The following is a 19,892-nucleotide window of genomic DNA, read 5'->3' as shown; positions in this document are numbered from 1 at the left end:
ATGAAAGGGGTTTAAAAGTTTCTATTTAGTTTATAATAATTCAGTAAAAAATAATTCTGTGTTATATCTAGTACAACTAAGTTTTAGGTTACCCTATTTTTTTAATCTACGCTAAAGGTGATTCCATCCAGAGATATCCAATTTTGATTGACATTAAATCCGGTAGCGACCAACACTGTTCCGTTAGCATTGACATCAACACGAATAGATCCGTTCTCCGTCTCGACAGAAAAGATGCGTGTTTTTGTAGGACGAAATCCAACCGGTAAGGTCATCACCGTATCTGCATTGTTAATGGCTGCGTTCTTTCTACACATTCCTTCTAGATAGACGATGTTACTTACTTTTCGATATCGAGGATTCTGAAAATTGGTTACGCTAAAAGCAGCATTATAATATTCCCAGCCTTCGGCAGCATTCAGGGTCAAAGCTGTGAAAGCTCCGGGAGCTTCTGTATTGTTTGTCCAGCTGTAATTACCAGCACCATCTGTTTGTAAAACTTGTCCACTCGTACCTCCAGATGGTAATTCAATCTCATTCGTAGGACTATCATCTAAAATAACTTCATCAGCGTCTAACCATTGTATTCCTATACCTGAAACTCCAAGTAATTGTCCATTAGTACCTCCTGACGGTAATCCATTATTAGCTATCCAAGACACATTTCCTGAACCATCTGTAGTCATAATTTGATTAGCTGTACCATCTTGAGCGGGTAATGTATAAGAAGTTCCAGCTCCTTGATTGTCTCCATCAATGGTTAATTGACCATTTAAGGTGGTATTTCCATTTTTTAACATGACTAGAGCATCTCTTCTTTGGATTGAAGAAATTCCATTACCAATTACAAAAAGACGATCTGTACTTTGGTAAAAATCCTTTGCGCCATTGACAACAGTATTATTTAGTCCTATGGCTATTTCTGAATAGCTCCCTGCATGTGTAACAAAACCGATCGCTGTAGCCCCAAATCCAGAAGAGGTGTTTGATAAACCAATCGCTGTAGAACCAGAATAATCTATTGTATGACCTTGTCCAAAAGCATAACCATTTCCTTGTGTAATTGTATTCCCACTTCCGATAGCGATAGATTCTCTAGCTGTAACGCTTAGATTATTAAGATTTCCAATGGCAATAGCATTAGAACCAGCTGCGGTCGAGTTCCCCAATACGATAGATTCTTCTCCAACATTCACATCATCCCATTGATCTCCATGTTCATTATCCTCTGGATCATCTGGATCAAGATCTCTCAATCTACCCACACGAAAAGCTGCTTTGCTTTTATCAAAAAACATTTTAGCATTGTCATCAGTGGTCATAGGATCGTTATTCAACTGTGTACTACCAAACACAAAATCATCTGTTGCAATTGTTCCGTTTGCATTGCTTGTAACATTTGAAGTTGTAGAAAATGCTTCACTCGCTGCTGTCCAAGACACATTTCCAGAACCATCGGTACTCATTATTTGATTAGCTGCTCCATCTTGCGCAGGTAAGGTATAAGAAGTTCCTGCGCCTTGGTTATCTCCATCAATGGTTAATGAACCATTTAAGGTTGTATTTCCGTTTTTTAGCATTACTAATGCATCGCTTCTGCTCATTTCATCAAGTCCATTTCCTATTACAAATAAACGATCCGTGGGAACTTTTATAAATGGATTTCCAGCTTCAGCCGTATTGAAATACCCTATAGTAACTTGACTTCTAGCTTCTGCTGTTAAAGATTCACCTGTACTAAAAGTACCGACACCCGTGATGTTGTTATTTACACCAAAACTAGTAGAAGTTGGTCCAGAAACCGTATTATGAGCTCCCATAATAAAAGATTGAAAACCACTTGCCACATTTTGATTTCCAAAGGCAATTGACCTTGGGCCAACGTTGACATCGTCCCATTGATCATCTTGAGCATATCCAGCTCTAAAAGCTCCTTTACTTTTATCAAAGAATAGTCTTATATTATCATCAAAAGTTGTCGCATCATCTGCTAATTGTGTACTCCCAAACACAAAATCATCAGTAGTAATATCGCCTGGACTATTACTGGTCACATTGGCTATTGTAGTAAATGCTTTATCTCCAGAATTAGCAGCATAGAGTGCATAAGGCACTTGTTGTAATTTATTAGTTCCTATACTAGTATAGGTGGTTCCGCCTGTAATATCAACAGCAATGCCGATCCATTGATTTTGCTGGCTCCAGTTAATAGTATCAAACGTATCTGAAGTCGTTCCGCTTCCAATAGGTAGTGAGATTATACCTTGAACTGAAGATGTTACTGTATGCGTTTCTGTATATACAACTAAGTCCGGCGCGGCTCCTTCTAAAATCTGGACCTGAACTCCTATGGATTGGTTTATTACCAAATCTCCTGTTGCATTTCTAACAACTGACTGGTAATTAAAAGATTGTGAAAATCCTAAAGCACTTAACAATAATAAGATGATGAAAGGGGTATTTTTTTTCATTTCTAAATAACTTTTTTATTTACTTCTATCCGTTTTGCAATTTGATTTATTGTTCTCCTTTTCCAAGGTTTTTATTTATAACATTATTGATATCAGTATTTTGTATTTGACCATTCATATCCATATCGGCCTTGTGATAACCACTATTTCCTAATAGTTGTATCATCAGATTGACATCTGAATTTTGGACCTGGCCATTTTCGTTATAATCCCCGGCAATCATCGCATAACGACCATTATTAAGTAATACTACTGCATTCGCTCCTCCTGTAATGGATGCGGTATCTATACTTAAATTTACGGTTGTGGTAGTCGCAGTTAGCGAATAGGTTGATGCCGAAACAATGCCCAAATGATTTCTATGTTTAATCGCCAAAAAGTAGTTTCCTGCAACTAAATCGAGTTTTAAATCCTGATTTCCGTTTACATCTACAATATCTCCGTCACGTTGCAGTAATGCTGAACGGCTTGCAACTACATTATCTCTATTGGTTGCCTCTCTAAACTCTAACCATACCCAATCTACAATCGCATCAGGTCCTGTAATATTCAACATAGATGATGGCACAATTAAGCTATCAGTATAAGGCGAAGTATTCGGTACAATTCCTGCAACTCTGAGATCATCTCTCATTAGATTTTCTTCCCCGTTTACCGGATTCATTCCTGCTCCTTCTAAGAAAGCAATTGGGTGTATTCTTGTGGTGACATCGACTCCTTCGATCACGAGATCGTCGATTATCATTCCTTCCCTGTTGGTTACATTATCTGAATACAACCTAATTCTAAACGAAATATGATCAGCTCCTGTTAAATCTGTTTCTCCATTAGCGGCATTGGCAGCAAAGTCGTATGCATATTGTTTCATTGTGGTATCTCTTCCTGTCCATTGGGCTCCTGGACATCCATAACAATCTCCATTAAAATTACTTCCATCTAAATCACTGTTGTACCAATTGGGTTGACTGGTTTTTCGACCAAGAGTACTCCAAGTTTGTCCACCATTAGTAGTATATTCTACATTGGCCCAATCCCAATTAGTTTCTAAGTCAAAAGCCATTTGAAATTTCAGTACAGGATTTTGAATTGTGGTAAAATCAAAACAATTGGTTATTAAAAATGCATTTGTACCGGATGGATAATTTCCTGATAAATTGGTACCATAAACTCGTGTACCGCTACTGGCGGTATTTAATCGATTTCCTATTGGAACTCCTCGTTGCCACACACCGCCCTGAACGATTAAATTGTCTGATACGGATTCAAAGGTGTTTGTAATATTTAATGCTCCTATATCATTAATGGTAAATATTTCAGAACGTTGATTATTTAAAGCGTTTTCATCGTTAGCAGAATTGATATTGATTGTTAATTGATAGGTTCCGGCTAGAAGTTTCAACTCTGGAAGATTGATTGCTATTTCCTGATTAGAAATCAACGTTCCGGTCCAGATCATTCCATCTGGTGTTCCTCCATCAATAGTATAGGTGATATCTATAGCGTTTATGGTATTGATTCCATTATTTCGAACATTAATTTGAGGATTAATACTTCCACAGTTACTATCCGAACTTTGTGGACTTACGATTTTAGCCAAACGAACATCTTCCTGAAGCAGTTCTATAGGAATCGAGGTTCGCCATATTCCACGTCCATAAGTTCCTGCTGTTAAGGTTTGGTCTTCGATATTGATTTCTAAATCTTCAATCTTAGTATTGGGTAACCCTTTCATAAAAGGTTCCCAAGTATTACTACTATCATCTAATCGATATATACCTAAATCCGTAGACACGTAGATAGGATTCAAGGAATGTTCTGATTGGTGTACTATATCCTCAGGATATTCTGTTGCTACCGGGAAATTATAGGTGATGTTTGACCAGGTAAGTCCTCCATCAATAGTTTTATGAATTCCTTTGTTAGCGCCATTTCCATCGGTTGTGATCCACATAATATCCGGATTGGTAGGATGGATTGCAATTCCAGCTATAGAGTTTCCTACAGCATTGATATTAAAATCAATGGTCTGACCTCCATCTTTACTTACTCTTATATTTTGGTGACTGGAGGAAACGATTCGATTAGGGTCTGAAGGTGCAATTTCCAATACATCGGTATATCCACCAAGATCACCTACTAATTCCCACGAATAATTAGTTCGGTTTAGTTTAAATAAATTACTCCAGGCGGCAAATACATCTCCATTAGCATCAGCGGATAAGGGTGGTACCCAAACACCAGCTCCTGCATTGGAAGGTCGATATACTCGTGCTAACTGACCGTCTCCACGATGAGACACATATAGTATATCTCCGTTTTGTATAAGGCCGTAATACATATTATCATCGGTAGGTGTGATTAATGTATTTACTCCGTCTCCTGGGTGATAGGCTCTGTATTCTCCGTTGACACCAACTCCAAAACCTCCATTATCCTGCAATCCACCAGAAATATTTCCCGGATTACCCTGTGCTACTGCTACATTGAAGAATTCTCCTATTTGTAGATCTTGATAGTGTGGTTGAAAATTTGTCCCATTGTTATCACTCGAATAAATCCCTCCATCTGAGGCTACCAATACTTTTCCGTTCACTACCCGAATACTATGAATATCTGCGTGGGTATACGCTTCTGTTAATCGATCCCAACGGTTCAACTTATCCCATGTTTGACCTCCATTCGTGGATTTCCACACATCTAATGTTCCCACATAGATTTCGTTGGCATTAGTATCTGAAACGCCCATTGCCATATTATACCAAACCTGGTAGTTCCCAATGATGGTATAGCTATCTTCGTTTCTGGTTGTAAAACTTTGTCCGCTATTGGTAGAACGATAAATCCCGTGTACTCTTTGATCAGTAGCGTCAGAACTAAAGATATAGACATAATTCGGGTTCGCCGGAGTTACATCAATCACCATTCTTCCGGTATTTGTAGGAACTCCACTAATTATCTGTGTAAAACTGGCTCCTCCATCCGTAGAACGATAAAAAGCGGTTGTGGTTACTCCATAAATAATACTTGCATCTCCTGGTTTTAACCGTAAATCTTTAATGTTGTTTCCTGTGAGTGTTTGTGACCAGCTAGCTCCTGCATCTGAAGAAATGAAAACTCCACTATTAGAAGCACATACTAATTTATTCGAGTTATTAGGATCTATAAACAATTCGCTTAGTTGGGTAATGCTTCCTAAGGTATTTATATTTAGTCCTGTTGGATTCCAGGTAACACCACCATCTGTTGATTTCATCACTCCAATGGTTGGTGTTTGATCAGCATCATCATCTCCCGTAGCTATATAGATGATATTTGAATTGTTATAATCTACTGCAATAGCCGATACGCCAACTCTTGGCAACTCATCGGTCATTGGACTCCAATTACCACCTCCATTTGTTGATTTCCAAAGGCCACCATTAGGAGAACCTACGTACCAGACATTACTGTTGTTAGGATCAATAGTTACAGCGTTCAAGCGACCTTGACCAGAAGGTTGTGCATTAGCTTGTACGTGATTGTAAGGCCCTATAGGTTGCCAATTACTTAAGTCTGCCATCTTTGCACTTTTGGCATTGCTACCAAAACGTTTTTTTGCTTCCCAGGCTTCCCATACATCTTTTCCTGTCGGAAGACTTCCATCTGGTTTTACCTGTTTTCCCCATAATTGCTCCCATCTTTTAAACGGTTTATAACCACTTCCTTTAGCATCCTTATCATGGGTTTTCCAGTACATATCAAATGCTTGTTGAACTTCTGAAAAAGTTGGTTTTTTATTGCTCTTTTTTAAACTAAGTTCCTTCATCCATGGAGCAGTAGAATTTAGTTGAGCTATAGCTAGACTACTGCATAGTAGCATTATCCACAAAGTAACGTTTCTCATAGGTTTATTATTTGGGGCTTTTTAGTAGCGCTTTAAAAGGGTATTGCTTATCTAATAAAAAGACATTTATAGACTATTTTATATATCCATAGGGAGAAAGCTTTTAGGTGTGTTTATCTAAAATTGCTCTCCTTTTCCTAGATTAGAGTTCATGACATTATTAATGTCAGTATTTTGAATCTGACCATTCATATCCATATCTGCTAGAGAATATCCGGATCCTCCCAGCAATACTACTACGGCGTTAATATCTGAGTTTTGAACTTGTCCATTCTCGTCAAAATCACCACCAAGCATCGCAAATTTTCCATTACCTAAATCAGCCACAGCATTTGCTCCGCCTTGAGCAACTGTATTAACAGCGCTAAAATCCAAGCTAGCAACTGTAGAGGATAGAGGAACAGTATTTGCTGATAGGATGGCTAAATGATTACGATGAGAAACCATCACATAGTAGTTATCTTCTGGTAATTCGAATTCGAGATCCGATGTGCCATCTGTAGTCACAATATCTCCATCACGTTGTAGTAGGGCCGAAGTCGAGGCAAGTACTGTATTAGCATCATTTTTATCTCGTATCTCAATCCATACCCAATCTACAATGGCATTAGCTCCCGTGGCATCAAAAACAGTAGCCAAAGTAGTTGTAGCATCCGCGTATGGTGATGTGATTGGAATCACTGTAGCAACTCTTAAATCATCACGCATCAGGGTTTCTTCTCCTACGCTGGGATTGATCGCTGCTCCTTGTAAAAACACTACCGGATTAATCTTAATCGCTAATTGTAGTGTAGCCTGTTGGAATCCTTGGGTTAATGTAATCGTACCATCAGTAATGGTAGTTACAGCCAGTTCTCCTATAGTATAGTCAAGAGTTACACCACCATTACTGATGGTGTTACCTCCTGAACTGATTACTTGTCTTTCTATGCTTTGTGCTTGTGAACCAAAGAATGTACATAGGCTTAGTATTGTAAAAAATATCTTCTTCATAACTAGTTCTTTTTATACGTTACCTGATTTTTTACAACTGCTTCTAAAGCCTGAAGGCGTTTTTCTAAATTAGAAGCCGTAGAAACTTCAGCTTTTAATTCTGTGATTTCGGATTGCTGTTGTTGAATCAATTGTTGTTGTTCTTTAAGTGCTTCCACTAACACTGGAATCAATCCTGTATAGTTTACACTTTTATATCCATTATCATTAGTAGTTACAAGGTTCGGAAAAATCTTTTCGATTTCCTGTGCAATCACACCATATTGCGGACCATCCGCAAATTTCATATCCGAGAATTCATCTTTTCTCATTTCATACTGAACTCCTTCAGTTTTTAGAATTTTATCTAAGCTGTTCGATAAGGTTTCAATATTCTTTTTGTAACGACGGTCCGAAATATTAGTTAAGTTTCCGGTATAATTTAAATCTCCATTTACATTCAATGCATAGGTGGTTTCTGGTGTAGTAGTACCTACGCCAACATTACCTGAAAAAGCTGTATTTCCATTTTTAAGCATCAAAAAGGCATCAGATCTAGTAATACCATTAATGTCTGAGACTCCATTACCAATCACAAACAAACGATCTGTATCTATATAGGCATTAGGGTTTCCTGCATCTTCTGTATTAAAATATCCCAAACTAACCTGTCCCACACTCTCTGCCTTAAGTGCATAACCAAGAGTGAACGATTGTGTTCCTGAAGCTGTATTATTACTACCTAGTGCAACTGATTGATTTCCAGAAGCAACATTAGTATTTCCTGCTGTTAAACTACCAAATCCGGATGATGTATTATTGATACCCATCGTTGCTGCATACCATCCTGTTGCTGTGTTTACTTGTCCGAAACCAACCGAGAATGGTCCTAAATTGGCTTCATCAAAACCACCAACACCATCTACCATATTTCCTGCTCTGAATGCTCCTCTACTTTTATCATAAAACATTCTGGAGTTATCATCAGCTCCAGTAAGGTTATCTAATTGTGTGCTTCCAAAAACAAAATCATCTGTAGCAATAGTTCCCGGTGCATTACTAGTTACATTATTTACAGTAGAAAATACGGTTACAGGTAATGCAGGTTGATCTATCCAACTGTATACACCACTACCGTCTGTAGCTAATACTTGTCCGTTATTTCCACCGGTTGGTAATTCGATCTCATTGGTAGCGTCGGCATCTGCATCATCAGAGGTAATCCAAGAATAATTTCCGGATCCATCTGTACTTAATACAAATCCATTAGTACCACCTGCAGGAAGTATGTCATTGCTTATCCATGATAAAACTCCTGAACCATTTGTAGAAAGAACTTCTCCGTTATTTCCACCATTTGGGATCGCATCTGCTGCAGGTGTTACCCATGAAACATTTCCTGCTCCGTCTGTTTGCATAATCTGTAATGCCGTACCATCTTGTGCAGGTAACGTAAATGAAGTTCCTGCTCCCTGATTGTCACCATCAATAGTTAACATTCCGTTTAGGGTAGTATTACCATTTTTAAGCATTACCAACGCATCACTATTTAAAGCCAGATTAATATCTTCTTGCCCATTACCAATAACGAATAAACGATCAGTAGGTACCCAGGTATCTGCAGAACCTGAAACAAAGGTACTATATTGGCCCAACTGAATTTCAGCCATTGAGTTGGCAATTATCTGTCTCCCAATCGCAGTGGCATAGTCTCCAAAAGCTCGTGCAGTTACTCCAAATCCTCTTGAAAAATCTCCAAAACCACCTGCATTCGTACCAAAAGCAAAGGCTTCATTACCGGTTGCATTGGCATTACGTCCCATAGAGAATGAATTACGACCACTTGCAGTCCCACCTTCTCCAAAACCAACCGAATAATCTCCTACATTAGCTTCATCCCATTGAGCCTGCTGGGTATATCCTGCACGAAAAGCTGCTTTACTTTTATCAAAGAACATTCGATTATTAAAACTTGCGTTAAAAGAACCATTGGCATCTAATTGTGATGATCCAAAGACAAAATCATCTGTGAAAATATTACCATTGTTATTACTTATGACTCCACCAGTATAATCAAAAGGACCGGCATTGGTAGCATTATTACTATTTAACGCATACATCGCGTATGGTACAAATTGTAGTTTTGAGGTTCCAATGGAGACATAGCTAGTTCCACCAGTAATATCAACCTGAACATCAATCCACTGATTTTGTTTACTCCAATCGATTGCTAAAAAATTAGCTCCTGATGTTCCTCCTCCTACAAGGAAGGTAATCACTCCTTGGTCACTAGAGGTCACTGTATGTGCTTCGTTATAAACAACGCTTCCTGCGGCGCTTCCTTCTATAATTCGAACCAAAACTCCTATTGACTGATTAGTAACAGGGTCTCCGGTTGCATCTCTCACTACTGCCTGGTAATTAAAAGTTTGAGAAAATCCAATCCCATAACATAAGGCAGCTATTAAAAAGCATATAATTTTTTTCATTCTATAATAGGTTTATATTGTTTTGTAGTTTAAACATATGGGGTCGCTATGAACAACCCCAATATATCCTGCAAATTCAATGCATATCACGGCCCCTTTTTCCGTGATGTATTGTAACTATTTCTTATTTAAATTATCTGTAAAGAGGCATAAAGACAAGAAATAACATTATCCTTTTATCATTTCTAAAACCCCTATAAGTAGTAGGGTGTAGAGGGCTAGTAATGTTATAACCAGCCTATATTTTTCTAATATTTTCTTCATAGTTAATAATGTTTTGTAGGTTTTTTTGAAAATTCACCGACCTTAATTGAGCAGGTCGGTGATTTTCTCTAACTAACAATTATTGGCGCATTCCAATCAAATTAATTTTTCTTTAAGAACTGTATTGTTTTTACGGCGCTTCCTAGAGTAATCCTTACTAGATATACTCCTCCTTGAAGTTGAGCAACATTTATAGTTTCTGAACTATAGTTGTCAATACTTTTTACTAATCTACCTTCCATTGAATATATGGCTACAGCATCGACTTGTTGGGAAATTCCGGAAATTACAAATCTGTCTGACACCGGATTAGGATATAGTTTAATTAATGCCAGCTCATTATCTTCTACACTTAATAATGGTACTACATTTACAGTTCTAATCACTTCTACTGCATTATTACCTGATGCGTCTGTAGCGTTATAGGTTACACTATAACTTCCAACAATGTTTATGTCTACTGCGGATGCATCAATTACAACTGCTGATCCATCATCGGTAGTAGCACCTAATTCTGAGTATGCGGCTCCTAATTCAATTTCCTGTGGATTGGCTCCTATTAGGGATATTATCGGCGCAGTGGTATCTACCACATTTACAGTTCTTACAACTTCTACAGCATTGTTTCCTGAGGCATCCACTGCATTATAGGTTACATTGTAACTTCCTACTGCATCCATAAAAGCAGAAGCATCGATTACTACAGCAGATCCGTCATTTGTAGTTGCTCCTAATTCAGAATATCCAGCTCCTAATTCAATTGTCTGTGGATTCGCTCCTATTAAAGTTATTATAGGTCCGGTGACGTCTACAATATTTACAGTTCTTACTACTTCTACTGCATTGTTTCCTGAAGCATCCGTAGCATTGTAGGTTACATTATAGCTTCCTACTGCATCCATAAAAGCAGATGCATCGATTACTATGGCAGATCCATCATCGGTAGTAGCACCTAATTCGGAATACCCAGCTCCTAGCTGAATTGTTTGTGGATTCGCTCCGGTTAGGGTAATTATTGGTGCAGTAGTGTCTACTACATTTACTATACGAATTACTTCTATTGCATTATTACCAAAAGCATCTGTTGCGTTATAAGTAACATTGTAGCTTCCTGTTATATTTGTATTTACTGCTGAAGCATCGATTACAACTGCAGAGCCATCATTAGTTGTAGCTCCTAATTCAGAATAACTATTACCTCTTTCAATCATTTGCGGGTTGGCTCCAGTTAAAGAGATTATCGGTGCTGCAGTATCAACTACGTTTACAATTCTTACTACTTCTACTGCATTATTTCCCGAAGCATCCGTTGCATTATAGGTTACATTATAGCTTCCTACTGCATCTACAAAAGCAGAAGCATCGATTACTACGGCTGATCCATCATCGGTAGTAGCACCTAATTCAGAATACCCAGTTCCTAATTGAATTGTTTGTGGATTCGCTCCGGTTAAGGTAATTATTGGTGCAGTCGTATCTATTACATTTACTACACGTACTATTTCTATAGCATTATTTCCTGAAGCATCCGTTGCATTATAGGTAACATTATAGCTTCCTACTGCATCCATAAAAGCAGATGCATCGATTACTACTGCTGATCCATCATCTGTGGTAGCTCCTAATTCTGAGTATCCAGTTCCTAATTCAATAGTTTGTGGATTCGCTCCTGTTAAGCTAATCACTGGGGCTGTAGTATCTACTACGTTTACGATACGAACTATTTGTATGGCATCATTACCAGCGGCATCAGCCACATCGTATGTAACTGAATATGATCCAGGGATTAATGTATTTACAGAGTTTATCACTACAATGCTAGCAGTAAGATCACCATCTACTATATCACTTGCGGTGGCTCCGGCATCTACATATGCATTTCCGGCCTCCACAGTTACAACTGGTACTCCATTAGGTATAATTACCGGTGCAGTGGTATCTATCACGTTTACTTCTCTAGTAACCTCTACAGCCATATTTCCTCCATTATCTTCTACATTATAAGTTACTGTATACATGCCAGGAACAGAAGTGTTTACTGGATTTACGGTTACAATGTCTACAGTGATATCTCCATCAAAAGAATCACTAGCGGTAGCGCCAGTATCAGCATAGGTACTTCCAGCTTCTACAGTTACAGTTGCTGAACCATTTAATGCAATTACTGGAATAGTAGTATCCGAAACAGTTACTTCTCTAGTAACCTCTACAGCAGCATTCATTGCTGCATCACTTACATTATAGGTAATTGTATAAACTCCGGGCACCGCAGTGTTCACTGGATTTACAGTTACGATATCTGCTGTAATATCCCCGTCAAATGAATCACTAGCGGTAGCTCCCGCATCCATATAAGTACTTCCTGCTTCTACAGTTATAGTTGCAGCACCATTTAAAGCAATTACAGGAGGGGTATCATCTTGTACAAACACTAAACGAGTTTGTTGGGCAGCTGCATTTCCAGCGGCATCACTAACATTATAGGTTACTGTATAAGATCCAGGAATAGAAGTGTTCACAGGATTTACCGTTACAATATTTGCTGTAATATTTCCATCAAAGGAATCACTTGCGGTAGCACCAGCATCGGTATATGTGCTTCCTGCTTCAACAAATTCAATAGGACTACCCAATACTGTAATTACAGGTACCGTAGTATCCGTCACCGTAACTTCTCTGGTAACCTCTACTGCATTATTTCCTGCTGCGTCACTAACATTATAGGTTACTGTATATACTCCAGCCACAGAAGTGTTCACTGGATTTACCGTTACAATATTTGCTGTAATATTTCCATCAAATGAATCATTTGCGGTAGCACCAGCATCCGTATAAGCGCTACCTGCTTCTACAGTCACAGTAGCTGAACTATTTAAAGCGATTACCGGAATTGTGGTATCCGAAACAGTTACTTCTCTAGTAACCTCTACAGCAGCATTCATTGCTGCATCACTTACGTTATAGGTTACTGTGTATACTCCAGGTACTGAAGTATTCACTGGATTTACTACTACAATACTTGCTGTTAAATCTCCATCGAAAGAATCACTTGCCGTAGCACCAGCATCAGCATAAGTACTTCCTGCTTCTATAGTTATAGTAGCGGAACCATTTAATGCTACTACAGGAATTGTAGTATCCGAAACGGTTACTTCTCTGGTAACCTCAACAGCAGCGTTCATTGCTGCATCACTTACATTATAGGTTACTGTGTATACTCCAGGTACTGAAGTATTCACCGGGTTTACTACTGCAATACTTGCGGTTAGGTCTCCGTCGAAAGAATCACTGGCTGTAGCGCCAGCATCCGTATAGGTACTTCCTGCTTCTACAGCTACATTAGCTAAACCGTCTAAGGCAATCACTGGAGCTGTTGTATCCGAAACAGTTACTTCTCTGGTAACCTCTAAAGCAGCATTCGTTGCCGCATCACTTACATTATATGTTACTGTATATACTCCAGGTATTGAAGTATCCACAGGATTCACCATCACAATATTTGCTGTAAGATCTCCATCAACAATATCACTAGCTGTAGCGCCAGCATCAGTATAGGTGCTTCCTGCTTCTACAGTTATAGTAGCGGAACCATTTAATACAATGATTGGTGCAGTTGTGTCCACTACTGTTACTTCACGGGTCACTTCTACTGCAGCATTTCCGACAGCATCACTTACATTATATGTTACTGTATACACTCCAGGCACCGCAGTGTCCACCGGATTTGCTATAACAATATTTGCTGTAATATCCCCATCCACATTATCCAGAGCGGTAGCTCCTGCATCAGCATAGGTACTTCCGGCCTCAACAGTCTCAGTAGCATTTCCTAACAGGGTAATTACAGGAGGCGTTGTATCAATTTCTGCTCCTGAAGAATCAAAGGTATCGTTCGCAGCAGATATAACAGTCCCAGAACAAGGAATACCTTCACAGGCAATTACAAATTGACCTCCAAAAAGAGCTGCTTCTTCAAAAGTAAACATTGGATCTTTTGTAATATCCTGATACTTTATCTTTAGATGAAATAAAAGCTTTGGTGTACTGGTCACATCACTTTGAGTGTCCATTAGACTTACATTAACACCTTGTTGAAAGGAAACAGAATATCTGGTATCTGTATTGTTGTTATCTACAAAACCATTATAAACGTTTAAAACACCTCCAAATAAAGCAGCTCCGGTAATAGAACTGGAAGGTTGTATATATTCTGAAACATCGGGTATCGGAGGGACTGCTGAAGGATCTCCATCAATGTTAATTCCGAAAGCCTCGGAATTATAGTTAAAATACAACTGACCTGATCCTAGTTTGAAATCTACAGTACTTTCTATAAAGACATCTACTTCGTAGAAATCATCGACTCCGTCATTGGTGTTTTGTGCATTGGCAAAGGTAAAAAGGATATCCTGTGCCTGCACACTGATCAATCCTGACACCAGGGCTAGTGTCAAGGTTAAGTTCTTAATAAATCTGTAATAATTGTGTTTCATATTGTATTTGTTTAAGGGGTTTTAAGGATTATTAGTTTTATAAATTTCAATAATTTCTTATGGGTGATTTCAGTTAATACAGTCAAGTTTTGAGACACCCTATTTTTATTTTATTTTTTTCGATAAAAGGTTTAAAACTGTTCTCCTTTACCAAGGTTAGGGTTCATTAATGTATTGATGTCTGTATTCTGGATTTGACCGTTCATATCCATATCAGCTTTGCTATATCCTGATCCTCCTAATACTTGTATGACTGCATTGACATCAGCATTTTGGATCTGACCATTCTCGTCCTGATCTCCTACAGGGATAGCAAAGACCCCATCACCCATATCAATTACAGCGTTAGCTGATCCTTGTAATGAAGTATTGTTTGAAGAAAGATCAACAATAGGGTTGCTTGATGATAAATAATGGGTATTTATTGAAAGTACGCCTAAGTGATTACGGTGTTTAATTGCTATATAGTAATCATCAGCTGATAGAACGAAAGACACTGATGATACTCCATCAACGTTCACAATATCACCATCACGCTGTAATAAAGCTGATTTACCTTCTACAAATACTGTATTATCATTGGCTTCTCTTAATTCAATCCATATCCAATCTACAATGGCATCAGCTCCTGTTACGGCTAATAAAGCTGAATCTAACACAAGTGCATCAGCATAAGGGCTTGTAGTAGGAATCATTCCACCGGTTCTAAGATCATCTCTCATTAATGTTTCTTCTCCAGTATTAGGATTGGTTGCTGCTCCTTGCAAGTATATTTTGGGAGATACTAGGATCATTCCTGCATTTACAGTTAAGGATTGTACAACGTTCGGAGCTACATCGTAATCATCATTACCATCCTGAGAAGCAGTGATATCAATAGTTCCAACACCAACAACACTTACTGTATTTCCTGAGATTGTTACCACACCGGTATCAGAGCTCATAAATGTAACTGCATTACCCGAAGCTCCTCCAGATACAGTAAGGTCAAAATCCGCATCTCCAAAGGCTACATCAGCTAATGCATCAAAAGTGATTGTTTGCGATGCTCTATTTACCGTTAAACTCTGCACTACATTTGGTGCTGGCAAGTAATTAGAAGTTCCAATTTGTAAAGCTGTGATATTAACGTTTCCTCCTCCTACAATTGTCACCGTATTTCCTGAAATGGTTGCCACTGAAGTATCTGAACTCTCATAAGTTATAGGCAAACCAGAACTTGAGATTGCTGCTAAATCAAATGTTGGGTCACCGAAAGTTTTATCGCTTAATGCATTGAATGTAATGACTTGAGATAGACGAGGTGTAAATCCAATTCCAGAACCATCCACATAGTTACTTTGTGTTCCTGTTAAGGCAAACCTGTTAAAAGTTGCATGATTCCCGGCAGTACTTTGATCTAGCACCTGTGTTATTCCTGTGTTGTCACCATTGATGGTTCCTTCGCTAAAATTATAATACAATACAAGTCCCGATTCTGAGCCTTGAAGCTCTACATTTTTATAATCGTCAATTTCAGCATTCGTTCTAGCAACGTTCCAAAACCTAATTTCATCCATGGCTCCATCAAATGGATAAGGATCATTAATTACATTTCTACTTGCTCCAATTAAAAGTGGTTCAGCATTAGTTGGTAATTCACCTGTACCAGCATCTGTACTAGAAGCTACTTCTATACCATCAATTAAAATAGACGCTTTATTATTAGTACCATCCAACTTTACCGCAACATGATGCCAACTACCAGCAGTTAAATCTGACCAAGTATAATCAGTAAAACCATTTCCAAAACCAGTATGATAAAAACGCATTAATTTTGATGGAGCATAGACCATTAAGCCATAGCTATCTACATATCTGGATTTTGCAAATAGTGCTCTCCAACCAAACCCTGCATTAGACACGTTTAATTGTTCAAAATTCACCCATGCCTCATAAGTAAAATGGTCTGTGAAATCTAATGAATTATCATCTGGCACTGATAGATAATCATAATCTGTAAAGTTTACCACTTGCTCAAAGTGTAGTGCTGGTGATGGTACTGTAACTGTAAATAATGCATCCTGGACACCCATATTGTAATTAGCATCCTCGGCAATTGTAGCTCTGATGGTAAAAACACCTCCATCGCCAACTGTCCATACAGAATTGTTAGCTCCAGATAATGTATTCCCATTTGGCGCACCACCTTCTATAGTATAACTAATAGTACCTGTAGAAGCACTTGCTCCTGAACCTACAACTTGAGCAGTTGCCGAAAGTACTTGATTAGGAGAACCAGAGAGAACCGTAACAGGGTCAAATTGAATGATTGGATCCGCTTTATTAATTGTCATTGTAGCTTGTACCGCACCAGAATTATAATTTGCAGTAGCAGCTTGATCTACTTGGATAGTTACAGTTCCTGCATTACCTACGGTAACTGTACCATTTGTAGCCACGGCACTTCCTCCATTGGTTTGACTTACTAAGGAATACGTAAGATCACCGCCAGAATTTGAAGAAGCAACTGCATTAAAAGTAGCATCTCCGTACGTTTTTGTAATGTCATCAAGAGTTAGTGTTGGACTAGGTTTTACATTTTCTTGTGAAAACGAATAACCTGTGGAATTATAAAAGATTACACCATCTATTTCAGAATATGTATATATCGTAAAGTAATACGTGGTAGCTGCAGAGAGTCCAGATATTCGAATATCTGGATCTACGGATGCACCAGCATATACCACTTGCTCACCACCTGAGTACGTAGTACTTGCACCAGGTAGCGAAGCACTTCCATCTGCTGGAGCAGTGAAAGAATTTGTTGTGTTCATTTTGACTACATGTCCCGTCGCTCCTGCAGCTCCCGTAAAAGATTTGAAATCCATAAATGTATCTCCTACTTCAAAAAAGACAGCATCACTAGCGACAGTCTGCACGGCACCTAATGTGGCAGCATTAGCTTCTACACCGGTAGATTCAAAAAAGCCATTGCTTTCACAATTTCTGTATGCAAATGCTTTGAAATAATATGTTACTCCTCCGTTACTATTATCCAGATTCGTAATTGAGGTATTGATTGTCGAAGAAGTCCCTACATATACCACTTGTTCACCACTTCCTACATACACAGTATTTGCACTTGGCAATACTCCATCAGTAGGATTTGTAAAACTATTGGTTGTATTTATTAATACAACATATCCATCCGCATCCGCCACAGTGGAAATGGAAGCGAGATCTATCGAACTATGACTTACATTATTTAATGAAAGTGTGGTTGGAGAACCAGTAGGAGCACCTGCGCAAATTGTTATTGAACTACTTACTCCTGTTGTTTCTATATAATTGATGCCATCACATGTTTCGTATGCATAACTTCTCATGTAATAAGTATTTTCTGAAATAATTCCCGTACCGCTAATGGTTGTATTAGGAGAGGTAGAACTTCCTACATTAATAGCTTGCTGCCCAGTTCCATTATAGATAGTGTTGGCAGAAGGAATAGAAGTAGGTGCTATAAACGTATTGTTATCATTAAGATAAGTGATATACCCTGTAGCTCCACCAGAAGCCGCACCAATAGACTGTAAGGTAATCGATGTTGGTGAAGATGAAATAGCTGTAAGACTTGTTGGTGCTGAAGGAACTACACCACAAGTCTGAGAGGGAGTAGTTGTTATACCAGCACCCATTTTATAGAAACTCAAACAGTTTGAGTAAGGTGTCACCTTGAAGGTATAATTTGTACCTTGACTCAAACCGGATACATCAACCGCACTAGGAGAAATAAGATTTGCTGCTACCTGATTTCCAGAACCTCCAAAGACTGTATTTGGTGTACCAGTGTAGGCTTCATCATATTGATTAGATAAATTAGAAAACGTACCGTTATCAGAAATTTGTACTATATAGCCATCTGCACCACTTACAGCAGGAAAACTATTGAGTTGTAGACTGGTTGTACTTGTCCGCGTAGTTCCGGAGAGTGTAGTTGCCGAAGGAGCTACACAAGGCACAATCACGTCCTGATTAGGCGCTGCAGCACCAAAACATGCAGTCACTGCTGCGTCTTTCTCTTTAATAGAGATAGAATAACTCTGGCTTGAACCATCAGTAGATCGAATTCTTAAGAAAGTATACCGATTTGTAAATGAAGAAGTATATTCAAACGTACCACAGTGTGTAAAAGGTGTCTGCAAAGAAGATTCTGTTCCGGCATAAAGCCCTGTAGGGCTATCAATTACTCCTCTTTCCACGGTTATTCCATTTGGTATATTACCATCAAAATAGACCCACCACCTGAACTCCTGAGGAAAACTCATGGAGAAGTCATAGCCGATCAGGAAATAATCATCATCCCCTGAAGAAACGGTTCCTGTAAGGGTTGTAGGTTCGAAAATTCGATTCTGAGAGGAAGCAAGAGCTTCAGCAACCGTATTATTGGGCTCTGCTTCGGGGGAGATTTGGGAAAAAGTACTAAAGGCTGTCACTAAAAAAAGTAGCATTGTAGTATAAAATTTTCTAAAAAGCACTGTAGGTTTATAGCATTGTTTCATAGTAAAGAGGGGTTAAAAGAATTGATTTTTTTAAATGTTCTTGTGACTCTTAGAGAGTAGTTTTTTTGACAAGTATGTCCACCTGATGAAAATTAATCTGTATTGGTGGTCTGGAAATAAATACTACTTCGCGAAGGCAAAAACTTACAGAAGAATTGATTAAAGTAGGTTGCTAATACTAAAGGAGTAATTTTTTTCATCTTAAAGGGGCTTTTATAGGTTTATTATGTAATGACTAAGCGATTTTGATCGCCTGAATTAATCCTATTACAGGTAGATTTTGAAATACCCTATTTTTTTATTTATTTTTTCGACAAAAGGTTTAAAAATTTTAAACTCATATCTGATCGTGTAGAAATGCATAAAAGTTTCATAGGTTTTAAGTGTTTAATAATTCAGGTGACCCAAAAGTATATTATGTATTACTTTTCAAAGAAAAAAGCACCCCTACAAACACCCCTACAAAAAACACAAAAACCTGAAAAACAACAACTTATATGAAAACCTAATAATTACAAAATCTTTAAAAATCGACATCTAATCAAAAACTCTTAAAGTCGTTATTACATCTAAACAGGTAATTTCACACCATATCTACGGTGCCTCAATAAAGTAGACTCGTAATTAACCCTAAGCTCTTAGTTTTTTATTAACCTAAATGTTTTCTTTACGCTTTCAATATTTCAAAACTGTTAGCAATTCTAGACCGATTCCAAAAAGGTATATAGGTATCACAGTGACTAAAAAAATAGCTAACATTTCTGTTTCGATAGTATGAC

6 protein-coding genes are annotated in these 19,892 nt (G+C 38.2%); all 6 read right to left on the bottom strand.

Annotation, left to right across the window (positions count from 1 at the left end):
* Positions 1–101: 101 nt before the first annotated feature.
* Positions 102–2,471: a hypothetical protein gene (locus Q0829_RS12715; protein ID WP_298543361.1), complete on the bottom strand. Its 2,370-nt coding sequence runs from the start codon at positions 2,469–2,471 to the stop codon at positions 102–104.
* Between the two features lie 46 nt (positions 2,472–2,517).
* Positions 2,518–6,354, bottom strand: coding sequence for a glycosyl hydrolase (locus tag Q0829_RS12710; RefSeq protein WP_298543354.1), 3,837 nt, complete (start codon positions 6,352–6,354; stop codon positions 2,518–2,520).
* A 117-nt stretch (positions 6,355–6,471) separates the two neighbouring features.
* Positions 6,472–7,347: a hemagglutinin protein gene (locus tag Q0829_RS12705; protein WP_298543351.1), complete on the bottom strand. Its 876-nt coding sequence runs from the start codon at positions 7,345–7,347 to the stop codon at positions 6,472–6,474.
* Positions 7,348–7,349: 2 nt separating this feature from the next.
* Positions 7,350–9,815, bottom strand: a complete 2,466-nt coding sequence (locus tag Q0829_RS12700) for a tail fiber domain-containing protein (protein WP_298543347.1) — start codon at positions 9,813–9,815, stop codon at positions 7,350–7,352.
* Between the two features lie 365 nt (positions 9,816–10,180).
* Complete coding sequence (locus Q0829_RS12695; RefSeq protein ID WP_298543344.1) at positions 10,181–14,572, bottom strand: immunoglobulin-like domain-containing protein; 4,392 nt, start codon at positions 14,570–14,572, stop codon at positions 10,181–10,183.
* 131 nt (positions 14,573–14,703) lie between these two features.
* Positions 14,704–19,113 carry a LamG domain-containing protein gene (locus Q0829_RS12690; RefSeq protein ID WP_298543342.1) on the bottom strand — a complete coding sequence of 1,470 codons (4,410 nt, stop codon included), beginning with the start codon at positions 19,111–19,113 and terminating at the stop codon, positions 14,704–14,706.
* Positions 19,114–19,892 lie beyond the last annotated feature (779 nt).

Origin of the sequence: uncultured Aquimarina sp. (assembly GCF_947492405.1) — a bacterium.
Lineage (GTDB): Bacteria > Bacteroidota > Bacteroidia > Flavobacteriales > Flavobacteriaceae > Aquimarina.
Note: the sequence above shows the minus strand (reverse complement) of the source record. Positions and strands in the feature narration are given on the sequence as shown.